Consider the following 19,794-nt stretch of genomic DNA (forward strand, 5'->3'; position numbering starts at 1 on the left):
AAAAAGTTATCTTTTATAAATCAGCGGAGAAAGAGGGAATATAACCTATATATAAATAGAATACCTTGTAATGTTATTGTTTTGATTTATTGATAGTTATATTTTTATTAAGTCGGTGAAATATCATAAAATAGTATATGATAGTATTAAAATTGGGTGTATATTTGGGTGCTATTACAAATAACTATGACTATAAAAAGAAAAATAACTATTGCTATTGAAAAGAGAAAAAAGGATGGTGTATTAATCACAGAGAACGTTCCAATTCGTGCAAGAGTGGTATATAATGGTGGTCGTATAGAACTCTTTACAGGCTACCGAATTGATGCTTCTAAATGGGATGAAGCAAAAGAAAAGGTACGCAATGGGTGTACCAATAAGCTAAAACAAAGCTCTTCCGAAATCAATACAGCAATACAGGAGTTATCTACTATAATTGATAGAATCTTTAAAGAGTATGAATTGAAGAATGAAATACCTTCTTTTGAACTCTTAAAAGATGAGATAAAACGCTACTCAGATAAACAAACCATATCAGCGACAGAAAAGAACCTATTTACAGCTTTTGACGAGTTTGTCAAAAACAGTGGAAAACGCAACGATTGGACATCGGCTACTTATACCAAGTTTAATACTGTTCGTTCACATCTTTTTTCTTTCAAAAGCAACTTTCAGTTTACTGATATTAATGAAAAGACCTTATTAGACTACGTTTCATTTCTACGTATTGAAAAGCAGATGCGTAATAGTACCATCGAAAAGCAGATTAGTTTTGTAAAGTGGTTTTTGAAGTGGTGTAAAAACAACAATTATACAATTGCCTATAATTTTGAAGACTTTAAACCAAAGCTAAAAGAAACCTCTAAAAAGATAATCTTCTTAACCCAAGAGGAAATCGAACAGATTAAATCAACGGATTTAGGTACCAAATCGTACTTAGAACGTGTTCGTGATGTATTGCTTTTCTGTTGCTATACAGGACTTCGCTATTCAGATGCCTTTAGCCTAACAAGACACGACATTAAAAATGATGCTATTGAGTTTGTTACTAAAAAGACAAATGATATGCTGAGAGTTGAATTAAACAAACACAGTAGAGCAATATTAGAGAAGTACAAAGATGTACCTTTTGAAAAAGGAAAGGCTCTACCTGTTATTTCTAATCAAAAGATGAATGACTACATAAAAGAACTTGGAGAGTTAGCAGAGATTAACGAACCGATTAGAGAAACCTACTATGTAGGCAATGAAAGAATAGATGAAGTAAAACCCAAATACGAACATTTAAGCACTCACGTAGGGCGAAGAACATTTATCTGTACCGCTTTATCATTGGGGATACCTGTACAGGTTGTAATGAAATGGACAGGACATTCAGACTACAAATCAATGAAACCTTATATTGATGTAGCTGATACGATTAAAGCGAATGCAATGACTAAATTTGATATGATATGAATACAGTAGATGCCCAATTAGAATTAACAAGATTTATGACTGATAACACAATAGTGATGTGGGAAAAAGAATTAAACACATCAGGAAATTCGTTTAATTTCGATTCCCAAGATATTTATAGACAATATATGATTAATATCTTAATGTTTGATTTTAAAGACCGAATAGATTCTGCAAAAGACACACAAGAAAGAAAAGAAATTTTATCTATTGTTAGAGAAAATTTGGAGACAATAATTAAGTTGTATGAAAAAAATTCTGATTTCTTCACTAATCTTGATAGAGATGGACTTCGGTTAAAGAAATACCGAGAAAGAAATAAAAATAGTTTGTCAGATAATGATTTAACAATGGAATTGTATAGAGAAACGGAATTGCCTGAACGTAAAACCTACTTTGAGTCAAGTTTTTACAAAGAGATAGGTTTTTTAAACTACGACTACCACCAAGAGATATATAATCATAGTAAAAGGCTTTTAAAAGATGTGAAATCAAATTTTAAGGACTATGAAATGTATGACAATGATTATCTTTTTATTAATGACAAGCCTATATTTTCAATGAGACTTATTAGTAAACTACATAGTATTGTAAACAATCAATTTATTGAAGATATATCAGAATATGATTTTTATAGAGAGATAAATATCTTACATACAGTGAATAAAATAAAAATCAAAGAGGATTTTCTATACACTTTCTTTTATGTAATTCATTGCTTACATAATAACATAGAAAACAAAAGTTTAAAGAAAAAGTGGTTTGCTCAAATATTAAAAGAATTTAAGATTAAGAAAGCAACTTATGACTCTAAGTATAAACACATAACAGGTAGCAGTGCCAATGATACATTAAAAGAGTATCGCAATCTCATTGATTCAGCTTTTAAACAATAAAGTACTATAAAAGCCTTTAAAATTTATAAATCCACCTTTGAACCACTTTAGAATTTTACTAAAGTGGTTTTTTTGTGCAATAAAGTGTGTTTTTCCACCCCCTCTCCACCTTACACACATCGTAGTTTTGAATTGTTCGAACATCACAAAATCGTATTATTTAAAAACTAAAACTATGTATATAAATGAACTAAAAGAAAAGCCTGTTTGGCAAATGACAGGAGAAGAACTATTACAGTTATTACAAACAGTATCTATAAAGGATTTTAAAGAACTCAATACTTCGCAAGAAACGCAACAATCTACAAAGCGTTATGTTTACGGAATACGTGGTATAGCAGACCTACTTGGATGCAGTATTACCACTGCTAATAAAATCAAGAAAGAAGGTCATATCAAAAAAGCGATTATCCAAAGAGGTAGAAAAATTATAGTCGATGCTGACTTGGCATTAGAACTATTCGCTAAAAAATAAAAGGGACAACTTGTGCAAATCGTCCCTTAATATCCAATTAAAGTATAACTCAACTCTTATCGTACAAAGATAAGGATTATTAAAACACAAGTAAATATGAGCTTAGATATACCCTATATCCGAGTAGGAACTGCTTACTTTAAAATCATCGAAAAACCTTTGATATCAGGTGATAAAGTTAAAGTAATGGTGCGTTGGACTCGTGAAACGATTGTATCAGATCACGGAAAGTCCTACTTAGAGAACGTCTTAAAATTAGATGGCTTTTGCTGTATTCCAGACCATCTTAACTATCAACCAATCGTAGAAAACTTTTTTAACACCTATAATGAATTAAATATGAAACCAATAGAAGAAAACTTTAGCATAAATGAATTAGAACAATTGATTCCAAACTCACTACACTTTGTAAAGCACATCTTCGGAAGTGAACAATACGAATATGGTTTAGACTATCTAAAGCTATTGTATGAGAAGCCAACGCAAACCTTACCAATATTGTGCCTTGTTAGTAAAGAACGTGCAACAGGAAAAAGCTCTTTTATTAAATGGCTTAAAAATATCTTTGGACTCAATATGACTTATATCAAAGGAGATTCTTTTGGTTCTCAATTTAACGCTGATTGGGCAAGTATGTTATTAGTTGCCATAGATGAAGTATTCTTTGATAAGAAAGAGATTACAGAGCGTTTAAAGTACCTTTCTACTACTGACAAAGACAAAGTTGAAGCAAAGGGAAAAGACAGACAGGAAATAGAGTTTTTCGCCAAGTTTATTCTTTGCTCTAACAATGAGGATGATTTCATTCAAATAGACGAAGAAGAAATACGTTTTTGGATTCGAAAGATTAAACCTATTGAATCAGAAGACGTTCACTTTATCAAGAAGCTAACAAGTGAAGTTCCTTATTTCATCAAATACTTACTTCTACGACCTTATTACACCACGCAACAAACCCGAATGTGGTTTACACCTAAACAGATACTTACAGCTTCCCTTTTAAAGCTAATTAGTAAAAACAAAATAGAGATTTCACTTTTAGAACTTTTAAACCTGTGCTTTGAAAAGGTTGCCGAGGATGAAATTTGCGTAGCTCCCAATGATTTACTCTTGTTATTACGCAAGACAAACCCAAAACTAATAATATCTGCTAGTGAAATAAGAAAGATTTTAAAGAAATGGGATTTTGAACCACAAAACAACACAAAATCTTATCAAGGAATAGAGCTTTTATCTCACGGAGAATTTGTTAAAATAGAACGTAGAGGACGTTACTACATCATTAAAAAAGATTTATTCTATAAAATATTTGATGCAATGATGCAAGAATAGATTAAACTATTGTTTACTAACAAGTTATACTGCATCAAAGTTTGCATCAAACTAAAAACACGTCAAGTTTGATGCAAGAGTGATGCAAGAAACAAAATGAGTTTGATGCAGTGATGCAAGAGTGATGCAGAGTATTTTATTGAAATACAATTGATTAACACCTTTCTGCATCATTGCATCAAAAAAAAACAGATTTTTAATCCGACTATTTCAAAACGTATGAATTGTGAATTAGCTAAACAAATTAGCCTAACAGACTTACTTAAAAAGTTAGGTTATACCCCAACTAAAACAACGAGAATTGATTGGTGGTATCTCAGTCCTTTTAGAACTGAAAAAACAGCATCATTTAAAGTGAATATTGCTAAAAATGTGTTTTATGACCACGCGGAGGGATTTGGTGGAACAACACTTGATTTCGTGATAAAGTACAATAATTGCGATATTAAATCAGCTTTAGAATTGCTCAAAAACGATTCTTTTTCTTTTCATCAGCCAATTATTGTGAGTTCTAACATTATTCAAGAACCAACATATACAATTCAAGCGATTAAGCCATTAACACATCCAAACTTGATACAATATATCACTGAGCGTAATCTTAGCCTTAAAATAGCTCAAACTTATTGTAAGGAAGTACACTATACTCTAAACAACAAATCATATTACGCTGTTGGTTTTCCCAATACCACCATAAATGGTTTCGAGCTAAGAAACGTTTATATAAAAATGTGTCTTGGAAAAAAGGCAGTAACCTACTTTGACAACAAAAGTAAACATATTGTCTTGTTTGAATCTTGGAGTGATTACATCAGCTTTTTAACCCTTTATCCAAATGCAGAAAAGCAATATGATTATTTGATTCTTAATTCCGTATCAATGTTGAATAATACAATAATTAAAACACCAAATAATTATTTGTACAAATGTACAAATGGGGAATTGTATAAATGTATCAATGTACAAATGGATAAAAGTATCAATAATACTTTGTACAAAGAATTAAAGTATGAAAGTATTATTTGTTGTTTCGACAATGATAAAGCTGGAGAAAGTGCCTTTCAAAAAGTAGCTCAGACCTATACAAACGTTGTTGATGGACGAAAACTGTACGAGAATCACAAAGATTTGAATGATTATTTACTAACTATTAACCGCAATGATTTGACGTAAGAATTATCGAGATGTGTCTTTGTCCTTACAAATTGGAAATTTGACAATCAAAGACCACTCGTTTTTCTCCCGAAGGTCGCAAAATGGTAAGACGATGAAAAAAACAAAGAAGATAGAATTTAGAGTTAGTCTTACAGAAGCTCTAATCATAAAAAACAAAGCAGAAAAAGTAGGTTGTAGCGTTTCAGAATACATCCGAAACACCGCACTTGACTATTCTTTAGCGTATAAATTAACTCCTGAAGAAATTGAAGTTTACAAATTACTGAATAAATACGCTGATAATTTTAGGCGAATAAGCAACCTTTTTAAACTTGGCGATACAACAGGAGTTAAAGAATACACTATTGAAACAGCTAATCTAATTCGGACTCACTTACAAAAACTACTGTAATTATGATAGCTAAAGCAAAATCCTGCATTGGTGGTACAGCATTATTTAATTATGTGATTGATACTAAGAAAGGATATGAATTGGTTCGCAATAACCTTTCTGGAGAAAGTCCTAAAGAACTATTTCAAACGATGCAGATACTACAAAATCAAAACAACAGATGTAAAAACAACACAATATCGGCTGTTATATCTCCAACTATTGCAGATAGTCAAAAGATGAGTGATAGAGATTTAAGGGTATTAGCGGTTGAGTTTTTACTTGGTTTACAAATCGATCCTACCAAAGCTCAATTCATTGCTTTTGTTCATACAGAAAAAGAACATAAACATATTCACATCATCGCCAATCGCATAGATGAAAACGGAAAGGCATTAAAGGATAATTACATTGGTTTTGAAGCTCAAAGAGTAGCTCACGAAACAGCTCTAAAATACGGATGGACTTCTATAAGACAAGAAAATAAGAACAAGAAGCAAAGAGCTGATAACACAAACTTAATGGTTAAAAATGATATTAAAACAGCTCACAGGGAAGTTTTAAAGCAGAAGCCAAATGATTTACAAGAGTACATTCGCTTAATGCTGGAAAAAGAGGTTGAAGTTAAACCAACGATTAATAAACAGGGCAATATACAAGGATACCGCTTTATTCATTTGCCAACAGGTGCAAACCTAAAAGCAAGTGAAATTGACAGAAATATGAAGCTAAATGATTTATTTAAAAATACAACAAGTATGGAGCCTAAAGATGAAGTAAATAAACTATTTACAAGTCAAGAATCATACGAACCGCAAATACAGAATTGGAAAATTGATGTGTCAGTTTTATTTGGGATGCTATCTGCTTTACAGTTTGGCGATAACGATGAAGACGATGAACAAAAAAAACGCAAACGAAGAACATTAAAAAGATAAATTATGGCAAAGAACCAACCAAAACTCACGGATATGACCGAAATATTACTTCAGCAAGTCATACAATTAGAACAAACGATAAAACAAAGCGAAAAAGCTCATTTAGAAACAATCGAAGAATTGAGCAATATCAAAGTAACCGTAAATGTTGCAGAACTCCGACAGATAGAAAAAGAACAACGACAACGATTACAGGATGACTTCAAACAATTTAATCGAGAGATAACAAAAAATAATGAAGAGCTTTTAAAAGTTCATAAAGCTGTTAGTTCTAAAAGGTTGCTGTACTTAATAATACTAAACATTTTTCTATTTTTAATAACAGGTTTTTCCTTGTATATGGCTGTTAAGAATACTATTGATAAATCGGAGTATGAACTTATAGTTAATGAAAAAGCTAAATTAAGGAATCAATTAGAAAATGTAAATCAGTTTTTTATCGAAAATCCTAAGACAACAAAGTTTTTCAAAGAGTGGAGTCAAAAACAATAATTCGAAAGTATTTATCAAAGTTATTTCCGTAAGATTTTTAGAGCTGGGAGGGTTCGAAATTTCATGGAAATAACTTTGTTGGAATATTTTATGCTATTTTAAAAGAATTGCTAACGAGCCACGGCTTGGCGAAGTGCGGGCTTGAATTGAGCTAAAGTTCAATTCAGACCGAACGTAGCAAAAGCTGTTGGCTTTTTGTAAATTTAATAAAAAAACAAAAGCAAAAAGCTTTTGCGAAGCCGGTGTTAGGTGCTGGCAATATTGTCTGTATAATTTTTAATTCTTAAGTTTCTAGATTCAATAAAGTTTTTCACACCATTTTTATAAATAACATAATCTTCAATGTTAGAAAAAGAAGGTTTTGTTTTGAAGTTATCAAAAGGTAGATAAAATTTTACATTATTATTTTCATCAAGTAAATCTTCAAGCAAAAAGTATTTTGTATACCCTTCAAAGTCAAGAAATAAATCAAAAAAATCCTTATATCGTAATAAAGTTTCATACAAAGGACTTTTCTGACCATTATAAAATAATTTAATACATTCTAAAGTTAAATCAAATCTATCATCGATAAATGGATTTACCCCACGTGCTTGATTTATAGTAAATTTATTTTCAATTTTATTTTTTGGATAAACAATATAAGCTCCAATTGTTGAACCTAATTCAAAAAGTTCATCAACTTCTGAAGGAATTTGTTTTATTAGCCATTGTTTTCTTGATTGATTTCGATAAGAATGAGTTATAGCATCACTTCCTAAATTAAATTCACCAAATTCAGATTTATGATAAAGATATTTTCCTTTTACATTGTCTAAAAGTTCAAAATTTTTTCCGTTTGGTAGTTTTTTATCCCACAAAATTTTGTGATATTTTCTTAATGTAGCACTTGTACTATCAGGATCGCCACCATTTGCGTCTGAATAAACATTAAACGTAATATCTATTTTCATAATTTTAAATTTATGCGGAAATTTCTGGATTGCTTTCACCTAACGTTTCTGTGCTTTGCGAAGTTGTGGTGAATTGAAGCGTTAAGTTTCAATTCAGCCGAAACGTAGCAAAAGCCAATAATATTTGCTAATTTAATAAAAAAGCCAATATAATTGGCTTTTGCGGAATCTATCCTAAAATTTGAGTTCTGCCTCAAACCCACAATTTTGCAAAACACATGTTAGCTATAGGTTTATATACCCCAATTATTCAAAGTGAAATCAATTTGATTTATTCTTTTAAGTTCAATGAAATCTATAAAAACGAAACCTGAGCCAATTAATTTATTAGCTTCTTTTTCTATAAAATCAATATTCTCATAAGCTTTATCAGTTACAAAAAGATAGAAATTTAATCCAGTCATTGTAAAATGATAATAGCCATAATTATCAATTATTTTAAGACTCAAATCATTGAAATGAATTTCCAAAGGTTCATCAATATTTTCAGTTAATCTAATACCATTATTTGAAACTAGATAATATAAAGGAATGTCTCCGTTATTGTTCCTTACAAATTCCCTAATTTTGTTGAATTTTTCATCAAGACCATTTTCAGTAATTCGATGATATTCTTGAAGAAACATATTATAAATACCTCGTTTAAACTTCCTGGTAAATTCATTTGCATACGATGGATTACGTATGTAGTCAACTTTTATTTTAAGTTTACCACTTTTATGATAATAATTAAAAAATTGAGACTTAAATTCTTTCCAAGACTCCGAGTTTTTATTAGTAAGTAAAAACTTATGAACATTAAAAAATTCTTTTGAAATTTTGTCAAGAGAATATGAAACTATACTTCCATTATTATCAGTCCCGAAAAAACTATTACAAGAATCGCATATGTCAAATCCAATGTTTTCATTATTAAGAGTTCTAGGGATTGTATGAGGTTTAGTTTTAAATTTCACAATAGGTTTGGAAAGTAAACACCAAATGCATTGACCCTTTTTCAAATACTCAATTTTCCGCATAATCTTTATAAACTTGTAACTAACATTGTTATTTTCCGAAATAAAATAAGGTGTAGTTTCGTAAAATAACACCTATATGCGCATTTCGTAAAATCTGTTACTAATATAATTATTTTTTTGTAAACTAGATACTTAGTAAGTTGTTTTTTATGGATAGCGAAACAATATTAAAAACTTTACATGACCGATTGCAAGTGCAACGCTATGCTAATAATACCATAAAATCGTATTGTGGTTATGCACAAATATTCTTAGAGTATATGAATAAATATCGTACACTCAACGAAATACCTATTGCTGAAATAGAGGGTTTTATTAATGAAAAAGTATTTCAAGACAATATTAGTGCATCTTATCAACGCTCTTTAGTTGGGGCAATTAAGAAGATTTATGAGTTGGTCAATAATCAAACGATAGAATAGAATTATTTATATCCTAAAGGAAAATCAACCCAACTGCCTACTTTCTTTTCTCAAGAAGAAGTGAGAAAAATATTAAATGCTACAGATAATTTAAAGTATAAGGCAATTCTTACCACTATTTACAGTTGTGGATTACGCTTAAGTGAGTTAAAAAATCTTAAACTAACCGATGTAAAATCCGACAGTAATTTACTGTTAATACAACAAAGCAAAGGGAATAAAGATAGGCTAGTAGCTTTACCTGATAAGTTATTAAGTTTGTTGCGAGAATATTATATTGAATATAAACCCAAAATATTTTTATTCGAAGGAACTAAAGATGAGCAATACAGCGAAAGAAGTGTTCAGTTAGTTTTGAAAAAGTCAATAAAAAAAGCCAATATTGCAACAAAAGGCAGTGTGCATACTTTGCGTCATTCATACGCCACACATTTAATAAAAAGCGGAATTGATATTCGGGTTGTACAAGAATTATTAGGACATAGTGATATTAGAACAACCATGATTTACACTCATATTACAGATATAGATAAGAAATCGACACCAAGTCCATTAGATTTTTTGTAACCTAAAATAAAAAACCCAACTTTACATTTTTGGGTGTAAAATTGGGTGATTATGCTTTAACTGACTAAGTATCAGTGTTTATTGCGGAGAAAGAGGGATTTACACCCTACTCCGTATGTCCTATAAATAGTGACTTTCAGGCTTTTGTAACTTTTTGTGCCATGAAATAGCCGAGCTTTTAAATCGATGATTTTTAGTGTATTAATTTAATACTAAATATACTAAAAAAATCTATACAACTATACTTAATTCATTAATATATAAAAAACTCATTTTAAAACAATTTAATTAAAAAGCCTACGAGTCTCTCTAATTATTCCATACATCACGTAATATAAGTGTTTGATCTTTGTAATAATGTAAACATAGTTTTATTACAAAGGCAACTCATTTAATTTCTTTTTCTGGGTGCGCCACGAAGGATAATATTGATCCATTAACAACACAAATCGTTTATTATGATGACGTTCTATCAGGTGAATTAGTTCATGAACAACAATATAATCAATACAATCTAAAGGCTTTTTAGCCAATTCGATATTAAACCATATTCGTTGCTGATCTGTAGCACAACTCCCCCATTTGGTTTTCATAGTTCGAATTTTGAAGCTAGGTGATTTGATATTCATCAAAGCCGAAAAATAAACAATCCTAGCCTCTAAATACTTTCGTAATTCTTTACGGTAAAAAGCATACAGAGTAGCTTGGAGTTGTTTAACATTGTTCAAATCTGAAGATTTTAAAACAATCTTTTTACCAGCGATTTCAACTTTATTTCTCGTACTCTCTTCTAACTTCAATAAATAACGATCTCCAAAGAAAAAGTGACTCTCTTGATTTTTAAATACTCTCGGCTCTTCTCGCAGTTGTTCTAAAAATTTACGCTGCTCTTTTTTAATCCATCCTAATTTAGTAGCAGCGTAAATCTTCACTTTTTCTAAATCATAAAACAATGGAGAAGATATTGTTACTTGTCCATAAGGTGGATGCACACTCAGATGCAAGTTCTTAATATCTTTGAACGTCACCTCTATCTCTACTTCCCCTATCTCTATACGTTCTGTCATTTTTAATATTCGTCTTTATGTGCTTCGATAATTTTGTAAACTTCTTCTACCTTATCGATATCTTTAACTACATCAAAAATAGCTTTCTTCACCATGCGTTGGCGAGCTAAGTTCTCTCTAAATCCTTCCTGTTTAACATATTGGACTGCTTCTTCACAAGCCAAAGCCATTTCTTCATTACCTAAAGTATGATACAAGGCTACTTTACCTTTTGTGTTTAATGAAACTGGGATATCATCCTTTTTACCTCGATTAACTTGTCGGATTAGCTCTGCCATCTTTACCAAGTATTCTTGATAAGAAACCGTTTCTTGTTTTCTGCGTTCTATTAATTCTTGTAATAAAACGGACATTTGGTCGAAATATTTTGGATCTAATAAATGCTCTTCTACAATCTTGCTTCGTACATTATTTTCAATGGTTTCTGCAACGGCTTCCTTATTCCCCTTAATTCCTTTTGGCAATGAATCAATAGCCTTCTCCATATCAGTCTCCATCAAATCTAATAGGGAAATATCATCAAAGGGAGACACCTTTTCAGACTCTTCTGCTTTGATATAGGTGTCAATTAAAAAACGCATATCAGCTTCATAAGCTTTCAAATCAATAGTTTCACCTGAAGCTTTACGGATGATCTCACGCAAATTCAAATAATCTTCCATCTTTTGATGAAAACGCTTCACTTCAGCTTCTGTAAAATTAGTATTGACAAAATCAGCTTTTAGATTCGCATAAGCTCTTATATATTCTACAATAGCTTTGTATAAGGCCATGCGTTTATATTCATTCGATTTTAAATCTTCCGGATTTTCCGTATTCCCACAGAAATAACGAATAAAATCAATATCTGCTTTTGGAAATTCTACTGATTCACAAATGAACTCTACCGTTTCCAACGCTGTTAACAAACGATCTACAGCAATCTTTAATCGATCCTTTAGATTAATCTCAACCTCTTCTTTTGTGAATCCTTCACTATCCAATTCGGACGTATAAACATTAATGGCATCGGTTACATTGCCAAATAACTCCATATAATCGACGATGTAACCATAGTCTTTATCATCGGTATCCAAACGATTCACACGACAAATGGCTTGAAATAAGGTATGATCCTGCATCTTTTTGTCGATATAGATATACGAACAAGGTGGCGCATCAAAACCGGTCAATAATTTAGAAACTACGATAAGTAATTTCATTTTGGCTGGTTCCTTTCTGAAACGTTCTTTACTTTCAGATTCGTAAGTTTCTGTCTTCGATTTATTACCACTGGACTGAACTTCTTTTAATAGCTCTGTATATGTATTAAAAATATATTCTTTATCCGTTTCTGTATCAGCACCCGTATCTTCAGTTGATACATCACGCATATTGGGATTATATGAGGTAATAATCGCACATTTATTCTTTAATTCACTTTGCAGGAACAAATTGTAATACTTGCAAGCTTCATATATACTCGATGCCACCAAAATAGCATTTCCCATTTGCGAACGCAGACGTGTTTTGGTTTGAAAATCAAAAATAATATCAGCTACAATCTTTTCCATGCGACTTTTAGAGCTCAAGACATTTTGCATGGTTCCCCATTTTTTCTTCAGTTCATTTCGTTGGAAATCATTCAGACCAGCCGTTTTTGATTCAAACCATTGATCGATTTTAGCTTGTGAAGTCAGGTTTTGTTCAATATTTCTCCCTTCATACATCAAATCTTTTACCACTCCATCTTCTACTGCCTCGTTGAATTTATAGGTATGAATGTATCTTCCAAAAACATCCATAGTAGTTTTCTTATCTTCTTTCAACAAAGGTGTACCTGTAAAACCGATGAAAACCGCATTTTGTAATACTGCCTTCATTACTTGGTTTAACTTACCACTTTGCGTACGGTGACATTCGTCGATAAATACAAAAATTTCACCTTGCGTTTTTACAGGATTATCTTGCAATTCTTTAATGAAAGCATCAAAATCAGTTTCTGTTTTATTGCCGAATTTATGAATCAACGAACATACTAATCGAGGACGTGGCGAGGTTAGGAAATCCATCAGTTCTTTTCCTGATTTGGTCTTAGCAATATCAGTTTCACCTACATCATTGAATACTCGTTCTATCTGGTCATCTAATTCGGTTCTATCTGTTAAAATAACAATACGTGAATTGGCAACATTTTCCAAAATCCACTTGCCCAACATCACCATCATCAAGGATTTACCCGAACCTTGGGTATGCCAAATGATTCCGCCTTCTCTGCGCTTGATAAATGGCTGGGCTTCTTGCAAGGCGAAATATTGATGTGGACGAGGTAGTTTTTTCACACCTGCATCAAACACAACACCATTATAGATAATATCCAATAAACGTTGTTTGTCGCAAAGTTTTTTGAGGTATTTGTCTAATTTATAATCTTCGTTTTCTTGTTCATCTTCTTTCCAAGACAAATAATATTTATCTGGTGTCTCAATAGTTCCATATCGTAAACCTTGTGTATTATTTCCTGCAAAAAGGAATTGAACTGTACTATAAAACCACTCATTAAACAATTCTTTTTGGTTGGAAATAGATTGCCGAATACTTTCCGAAATATCAATTGTTCCGCGTTTTAATTCTAAAACTCCCAACGCAATTCCATTGACATATAACACGATATCTGGGCGGCGTACATTTTGCCCTTTGGCCAAAGTAACTTCTTCCGCTATACCAAATTCATTGTTTTGCCAATTCTGCCAATCAATCGGAAAAATGGTTTCAAAGTTCTCTCCCAATTCAGGGCGAGCTTTCACACCATAACGCAATAGCGAATACACTTCTTTATTGCGCTGATACAATCCACCTGCATTGGTATTTGCCAAATCGTACACTTCCTTTACTGCTTTATTCGCTAAGGTTTCTGAATAACCACGCTTGAGTAGATTTCTCTTTAAGATCTCTTGCTCTACATTGCTATTATGCTCTCGTTTTTCCCAATTGCCATAATAGCAATAATTCAACTGTTCTTGAAACAATTGAATGATACGATTTTGAGTGATGCGTTCTATTGGGTTGATCATAGTGTTGACAATTTACTCGTTAATATAGATAAATATTCTATTATTTTCTCTTTATCTACTTTTTTAAAATAATGCTTATATTCATCATCGTAAATAAAATCACCCAGTGATTTAATCACTATTTCATCAGCAGATCTATCATTAATTGTGGCTGCCTTATGGAAAAAGCAACATTCATATCCTGCCCCATCTTTTGCAAATCTGATGTCTAGGTCATAGACCTTTTCTCCTAATTTAAAAGAAGATAATTTAATTCCAGGAGATCCACCTGTATTTTTATCCCACAAATATTCCTTAGTTTCAAACGGATTTATATCAAATTTAAGATTTTCTAATTCTTGAAATAGCCACATAGTTCTCAATTCTAAATGATATCCTGTTATAGCTGTGGAATGTAAAAGTCGAACATCATTTGCCGAAAACCATCTAATCTCATTGTATTTACACTCTTTTATAGCTCCTCCGTTTTCCACAAAGTAGTATTCCCAATCTTCTTTAGTAAATTTATGGTTTTTAATTATTGTATTTAATTTATTTACAAGATCAAGATCTGAAAGATCTAATAAGTTATCCAACAAACTCCTTAATAGGTTTCTTCTTTTTTCATCATCAAATATTTGTCTCCAATTGTCATTACGACTCCTTAAAGAATCATAAGATATACGGCAAAATGAATGATTTGTTCTTTCAACAAGGTAGTCCCCTTTTGTTAGTAATGCTTGCTGCAAATAAATTTCATTATTTCTTGTTGAAAACAGCTCTGAAAGTAAATCAGAGTATTTTGTAAATAGATCTTTATCACTAGTGGCTAAGTCAAACGCAAATTGAATTTGTCCCATAAAATATTCATGATCTTCAAGCTTGTGAATTTTATTAAAATCCCATACTGTAGGATCCAACGTACATTTATATCTCTCTTCGGTAATTTGACTTTTATCGAAAAATGATAAACTAAATTTTTCTGACTTCAAAGCTTCTTCTAAATCTAGTATGTCTGAAGACAGTAATGTACCTATGCTTTTAAGTGCATCGAATACATTATCTGGACTTTGTATGTAGGTATTGTAAATAATATTCCTCATACTACGTATCCAAAAATCAATATTTATTTTATTAGACTTTAGAAGTTCTAAAATAAAGTAATAATAAACTTGGTCCCAATAGTTTGGAGTGAAAGCATTATTTTTGAGATAAAGTGATAAAATATTCTTTCCCTTCGAAATAAACGGTTCCTTGACAATCGAATTTATTTTATATTTAATATCTTCCTCAACTTCAATTAAGGTTGACATTGTACTATCAATATATCTTAAACAATCAATAGAAAATAGCTCAAAAATTTCCAATATACCACTGTCATTCTTTAATTCAATTATAAATTGACTTAGGGGAATATATTTTACAGATTGTTTGTTGTAAGTATCACTATTCCTAATCTTTTGTAATAATTCCTTTAAATGATTAGGTAAAGCCGTATTCTTAGAAGTAGATAAATGAAAATTTATTGCCAATGTCTTTAAATAATTAAAATAGAAATCATCTAGTGATCTAAAATCAGCATCTATTTTTTTCCAAAAGAAATTCAACCAATCTGTATCAATCTTTTTCCAAAATCTTTCCAAAAAGGCCTTATCATCAATTGAAAGTTGTTTTTTATTCATACAATCTTGAAGCCATGCTTTAAAATGCTCAAAATCGGTCAATTGTTTACCTCTTTCGTTCATTTTTATATATAATTCATCAGACTGTCTTAAATCATCTAGGTCTAAAAAATCAAACTTAAATGGTAAATCCTTAAGATTAATTGACATAAAATCGAATTCTTTATGAGTAGAAAACTCTTTATGTATAGTTTGAAGCATTACCAAAGCTCCACTTACAGTGGCATCATATTTCCATTTATCTAAATACCACGTATATTTTGTTATTTGTTTGTCCAGTTCTTCGCTTAACTCTTTATGAATAACTTCGATATTACCTTTAGCAGTTAACTCCTCGAAAAATGCTAAAGCTAGTTTTCTATTATTATATTTAAAATTTAATAACTCTTTAGAGACCTCTCCTTTTCTCATGGAAATATACCAATACAACAAAAACAAAGTGGTTAAACGCTGTTGCCCATCAAGTGGTATAAAAATTAAACTACTCGTTTCATCAATTTCATTAATATTAATCTTTGTCTCTACATCTATATTAAATTGATGCGCATATTGTGTTACAGTGTGCAATAAGGTTTTTACTGAATCCTGATGAAGCTTTGCTTCTCTTTGGCGCTCTTTCCCTTCAATCTTACCATAAACAAAACCAAGATGTAAATCTTCCTTTTGAACAATATTATTTACTAATGATTTTACAAATCGTTCTCTAATATAATTTACATTATCAGAAAGACGTCCTTGTGCATAATCCCTTTGGATAATAGGTACCTCAATAATATGGTTAGCTAATAATTGATGAAATGTATATTTTATAATCATAACTTTAATTTAAAAAAGTAGTTATTTTATTCAAGATATCACTCATATATGCATCTCTATCTCTTGTATTCCAATAGTTCAGTGTTAACTCATTTGATGGCGTCAGTGCCTTTTGGAAAACTTGTTTTGTGGCAACTGGTACATAAGCCTCTGGATCCAAACACGAATCCACTTCAAGAATCATATTTCTCTTTTTTCTAAATACTTTTTTTCCTACTTGAATATTCGTTTTATCATCCAACAAACAAAGATTAGATAAATGATCTTTATCTATAATATCTCCCAGAAGCGTTTCAATGTCCTTAACCTTTAAATTAGCACTTTCTAAATCATCTACTTTTATCTGCTTAAATTTAGCTTCTAATTCTTCATTCTGTTTTAATTGTGCATTTTCAGCAAATAGTTCTTCTATCTCTTTCATCCATTCTTGCAAATCTTCCTTCTTTTCAAAACCCATTGAGTTTTTTGCATAGATATGTTCTATATTCCAGGCTCGTGTCAAATTAAACAAATCAAATGGAAACAAATACTTTTTATCTTGTAATTGTGCTACCGCAATATTGTATAGCAATAAAATTGGAAAAACTCCTGTTTTACCATACTTAATCTCATTAATATCGTATTTACTCTTAAACTTTTGTTTTTTATCTTCAAAAAACTCATCTTTTAAAATCTGTTTTAAATAGTTTTTTAATTGATTTTTCTTACTTGAAGATCTATATTCTTCTAAAACTGTATGTATAGTTTTGGTAGTTAAATGCACCACAGCACCCATTAAATGATATGTTTCTCTATCATGGTACCATTCATCTAATAAATTATATAATGTTGCTAAGCTTCTCCACTCTGGTTTTTCTTCACGTTCAAAAGCTTTTTCATACTGTCGAAAAGTGTAATACAAATCTTCTTCCTTGGCACCCTTTCCTTTCTCAATTTCTAATAAGATGGTAATTTTATTTGCTAATTCTTTATTTGATCGATTATTTTGAATAAAATTCCAAAAATCAGGTCTTTGTAAATGTTGTTCGATTGCATTCCATTCATCAGCAAATTGATTTAACTCATAAGACTTTCGCGTAAAATCACTTATCTTGTTCATATCCAACACAAATAAACCTTTCACTAATTCTGCTTGATCCAATTGAATTTTACCATCATTGAAATTAATAAAAGTAAAAGCAACATCTTTATCATCTACTTCTTCAGTATACCAAATCACCTTAGTATACTCTAAAAGATTATGTTTAATAAAGTCTTCATTGCCATTCTTAATAAACCATAATTGAATTAAGCAGTATGCTTTAAAGAAATAAAAATTGTCTACCGTATCTTCGATGTTATTTTCATAGCAAAAGGATTCTTTCCAAACAGTCCATATATGATTTTCAATATCTTTTGACTCAGATTGTAAAACTGCTGAGAAATCTAAAGTATGCAAACGTGTTAAAAAATCATTAGATCCATCTTCTATTGAATTCCTTGTTTCATAATGAATATGGAAATAATTTTCCTTTAGTAAATGCTTTATAATCAAGAAAATAGTAGTAGTTCTTTGCTGTCCATCAATTAATTCGAAATTATTCTCGCCCTTATATAGCATTACCAGCGGTTGCAAACAGTAAAAACCGTCTCTGGTAATATCAAAAGATAAAATATCTTTTAGTAGGGCATATATTTCTCTTTTACCCCAACGATATCCCCTTTGATACTTGTTAATTAAAAAGTTTTTACCTTTAAAATTCTTAATAGCGACCATAGAATCATGCTTAGCATCCATAAGTTTTATTATTTACAATATTTAATTAAAAACTTCACGACTGGTTAAACCGTAAGGTTTATTATTATATTTACACCAACCGCACTCGCCCCGTCAACAACTCTTGCATCATGCCTTGATTAATGTAGATATAATTAGTTCAACTTATCCTTAAAATAGTTTACTTGAAAAACCCAAGTTTGTCTTTCAAATAATATGATTTGAAACCTTCTTCTTTTGTTTCTTCTTCCCACAATTCTTTAACAACAGGAAATGTATTATAATAATACATCATACCTTAATGCCATGCATTAGAAATCCTGCCCTTTTTATACTAATAATATTGTTTGGAACATAGATTAAAATAATCTATTAATTCATTGTAGAGCGATTTACTACCTATATTAGTATCTATAGTTTTTTTTAAGTTCACTAATATTTGTAGTTAACGTTAATAATGCTAAACTATCATTAAGTTCATCATATCTTTTATTAAACTCTGCAAAGACTTACCTCATATCTTGTTTAATTTAGTTGATTTGGGTTATTTGAGATTATTGAATACTAAATTTAAACCCTGATTTATCTTGATAATTAGCATCAACAAAAAAGCGAACTACTTGCCCATCATTCTTTTCTCCGAAATTGCTAAGTTCTAAACTATTTCCTTCAAAAATTGAAATTTTATAGGTTTGAGCTTTCTGATCGTAAAAAACAAAGGCGAAATCTTGAGCAAATTTGCTCTTATTAATATCAAAATTCCATAATCCATTTGAATCAGAAATATTAGAAACAGAAATTTGTTGCTTCGCTAGATTTAATTCTTTACTTATTTTATCTTTTATATCAGATATACTAAACTTTTTAATCGCCTTTTCTAAAGATTTGAACTCTAAAGAGGAAATGTTTTCTAAATCAGCTTCTGTATACGTATTTTGCCCTTCTTCATTTACTAATTCATCAATTACAACTGGAAGTTCACTTTCTATTTTATGTTTTTTATCATACGCCAAATGATGCTCCTTACACATCGGTAAAATAACATCTTCAATTGGTTGATGTTGAGCTATAAATTTAGATTTAAACTCTTCCAAATCTACCTCATATAAATCATGGTCTATTTTATAATCTGATAGAATAGTTGCAATAATAGTAGGTCTGTCTTTTCCTTTAATATGGGCTGCTTCTAATGGTTTTCTTTTATTACAACCTTTTTCACGACAGGTTGTGTGTGCCTTTAATTTTCTGGCCATATTAGCTACAATATTTCGAGCTAATGGTCCAACATAATCATTAAACTCTCTTAGAGTTCCTTTAAACACTGCCATAATTAATCGTTTTTA

At 30.7% G+C, this 19,794-nt stretch carries 17 protein-coding genes; 10 read left to right on the plus strand and 7 right to left on the minus strand.

Annotated elements, in window-relative coordinates; all coding sequences use genetic code 11:
• Positions 1 to 186 precede the first annotated feature (186 nt).
• The 8 genes from BMX53_RS12775 to BMX53_RS12810 all read left to right on the plus strand — a co-directional run bounded on the left by BMX53_RS12775 (position 187) and on the right by BMX53_RS12810 (position 7,137).
• A complete protein-coding gene (locus BMX53_RS12775; protein WP_074746744.1) occupies positions 187 to 1,458 on the plus strand; it encodes a site-specific integrase in 1,272 nt (423 codons plus the stop codon).
• A complete protein-coding gene (locus BMX53_RS12780; RefSeq protein WP_074746746.1) occupies positions 1,455 to 2,354 on the plus strand; it encodes a hypothetical protein in 900 nt (299 codons plus the stop codon). Before BMX53_RS12775 ends, BMX53_RS12780 begins: the two co-directional genes overlap by 4 nt.
• A 175-nt stretch (positions 2,355 to 2,529) precedes the next feature.
• Positions 2,530 to 2,829, plus strand: coding sequence for a DUF3853 family protein (locus BMX53_RS12785; RefSeq protein WP_074746748.1), 300 nt, complete (start codon positions 2,530 to 2,532; stop codon positions 2,827 to 2,829).
• 96 nt (positions 2,830 to 2,925) lie between these two features.
• Positions 2,926 to 4,161: a primase-helicase family protein gene (locus BMX53_RS12790; RefSeq protein WP_074746750.1), complete on the plus strand. Its 1,236-nt coding sequence runs from the start codon at positions 2,926 to 2,928 to the stop codon at positions 4,159 to 4,161.
• 219 nt (positions 4,162 to 4,380) lie between these two features.
• On the plus strand, positions 4,381 to 5,334 hold the full coding sequence (locus BMX53_RS12795) for a toprim domain-containing protein (RefSeq protein ID WP_074746752.1): 954 nt from the start codon (positions 4,381 to 4,383) through the stop codon (positions 5,332 to 5,334).
• Between the two features lie 94 nt (positions 5,335 to 5,428).
• Positions 5,429 to 5,728, plus strand: coding sequence for a plasmid mobilization protein (locus BMX53_RS12800; RefSeq protein WP_074746754.1), 300 nt, complete (start codon positions 5,429 to 5,431; stop codon positions 5,726 to 5,728).
• Positions 5,729 to 5,730: 2 nt separating this feature from the next.
• A complete protein-coding gene (locus BMX53_RS12805) occupies positions 5,731 to 6,645 on the plus strand; it encodes a relaxase/mobilization nuclease domain-containing protein (RefSeq protein WP_074746756.1) in 915 nt (304 codons plus the stop codon).
• 3 nt (positions 6,646 to 6,648) lie between these two features.
• On the plus strand, positions 6,649 to 7,137 hold the full coding sequence (locus BMX53_RS12810; protein ID WP_074746758.1) for a hypothetical protein: 489 nt from the start codon (positions 6,649 to 6,651) through the stop codon (positions 7,135 to 7,137).
• Positions 7,138 to 7,382: 245 nt separating this feature from the next.
• Here the strand turns inward: BMX53_RS12810 and BMX53_RS12815 are convergent, their stop codons facing one another.
• Together BMX53_RS12815 and BMX53_RS12820 are read right to left on the minus strand one after the other, a co-directional pair.
• Positions 7,383 to 8,090, minus strand: a complete 708-nt coding sequence (locus BMX53_RS12815) for a DUF6994 family protein (protein ID WP_074746760.1) — start codon at positions 8,088 to 8,090, stop codon at positions 7,383 to 7,385.
• 233 nt (positions 8,091 to 8,323) lie between these two features.
• A complete protein-coding gene (locus BMX53_RS12820) occupies positions 8,324 to 9,046 on the minus strand; it encodes a hypothetical protein (RefSeq protein ID WP_167357249.1) in 723 nt (240 codons plus the stop codon).
• A 212-nt stretch (positions 9,047 to 9,258) separates the two neighbouring features.
• Here BMX53_RS12820 and BMX53_RS19260 point away from each other — a divergent pair, with 212 nt between their 5' ends.
• Both BMX53_RS19260 and BMX53_RS19265 read left to right on the plus strand, forming a co-directional pair.
• On the plus strand, positions 9,259 to 9,531 hold the full coding sequence (locus BMX53_RS19260; protein ID WP_244154507.1) for a phage integrase N-terminal SAM-like domain-containing protein: 273 nt from the start codon (positions 9,259 to 9,261) through the stop codon (positions 9,529 to 9,531).
• Positions 9,532 to 9,564: 33 nt separating this feature from the next.
• The gene (locus BMX53_RS19265; RefSeq protein WP_262492913.1) at positions 9,565 to 10,098 is read left to right on the plus strand and encodes a tyrosine-type recombinase/integrase; all 534 of its coding nucleotides are present in this window, start codon (positions 9,565 to 9,567) and stop codon (positions 10,096 to 10,098) included.
• Between the two features lie 374 nt (positions 10,099 to 10,472).
• Here BMX53_RS19265 and BMX53_RS12830 read toward each other — a convergent pair whose 3' ends face one another.
• From BMX53_RS12830 to BMX53_RS12850, 5 genes are all read right to left on the minus strand, one after another.
• Positions 10,473 to 11,165, minus strand: coding sequence for a M48 family metallopeptidase (locus BMX53_RS12830; RefSeq protein ID WP_006266630.1), 693 nt, complete (start codon positions 11,163 to 11,165; stop codon positions 10,473 to 10,475).
• Positions 11,166 to 11,167: 2 nt separating this feature from the next.
• Positions 11,168 to 14,218 (minus strand): type I restriction endonuclease subunit R, encoded by a 3,051-nt coding sequence (locus tag BMX53_RS12835; protein ID WP_006266629.1) that lies wholly within the window; start codon positions 14,216 to 14,218, stop codon positions 11,168 to 11,170.
• On the minus strand, positions 14,215 to 16,695 hold the full coding sequence (locus BMX53_RS12840; protein ID WP_006266628.1) for a GmrSD restriction endonuclease domain-containing protein: 2,481 nt from the start codon (positions 16,693 to 16,695) through the stop codon (positions 14,215 to 14,217). The genes BMX53_RS12835 and BMX53_RS12840 overlap by 4 nt, the downstream gene beginning before the upstream one ends.
• Positions 16,696 to 16,699: 4 nt before the next feature.
• Positions 16,700 to 18,472: a DUF262 domain-containing protein gene (locus BMX53_RS12845; protein WP_006266627.1), complete on the minus strand. Its 1,773-nt coding sequence runs from the start codon at positions 18,470 to 18,472 to the stop codon at positions 16,700 to 16,702.
• A gap of 533 nt (positions 18,473 to 19,005) precedes the next feature.
• On the minus strand, positions 19,006 to 19,779 hold the full coding sequence (locus BMX53_RS12850) for a hypothetical protein (protein WP_006266626.1): 774 nt from the start codon (positions 19,777 to 19,779) through the stop codon (positions 19,006 to 19,008).
• Between the last annotated feature and the right edge of the window lie 15 nt (positions 19,780 to 19,794).

Origin of the sequence: Myroides marinus (genome assembly GCF_900109075.1) — a bacterium.
GTDB classification, from domain to species: domain Bacteria; phylum Bacteroidota; class Bacteroidia; order Flavobacteriales; family Flavobacteriaceae; genus Flavobacterium; species Flavobacterium marinum_A.